Origin of the sequence: Blautia wexlerae, from assembly GCF_013300825.1 — a bacterium.
Lineage (GTDB): Bacteria > Bacillota > Clostridia > Lachnospirales > Lachnospiraceae > Blautia_A > Blautia_A wexlerae_B.
In genome coordinates this window covers 1-336 of record NZ_JAAIMY010000115.1, presented here as the reverse complement: position 1 = coordinate 336, position 336 = coordinate 1, and the positions used below count along the sequence as shown (strand labels likewise).

At 50.3% G+C, this 336-nt stretch carries 1 pseudogene; it reads left to right on the top strand.

Features of this window, described 5'->3' with window-relative positions:
• Positions 1-336, top strand: a pseudogene (locus G4417_RS16680) (RNA-guided endonuclease TnpB family protein); the annotation flags it as partial.

Here is a 336-nt window from a genome sequence, read left to right as displayed (position 1 = left end):
GCCGGGAATATGCGAACCTCATCGGGCATATGTGTTATGCAGCATCCAAGCTCTGGAATGTCTGTAATTACGAGCGTCAGCATTACAAAGAAACAGGGATGGTGCAGTATCCTGACTGGTACTATCAGAAAAAAGCCCATAAAGAGGATCTGTGGTATAAACAGCTCCCATCCCAGACTGCCCAGGAAGTCTGCAGGCTGCTGGAAAAGGCATGGAAGTCTTTTTATGCTCTGAAAAGAACCGGGGGGATCGAGGCTCCCAGACCGCCGCGGTTTAAGCAGGAAAGTATCCCCATTACCTATATGCAGATGGGGATCGTGCATGAGCGGGATACGG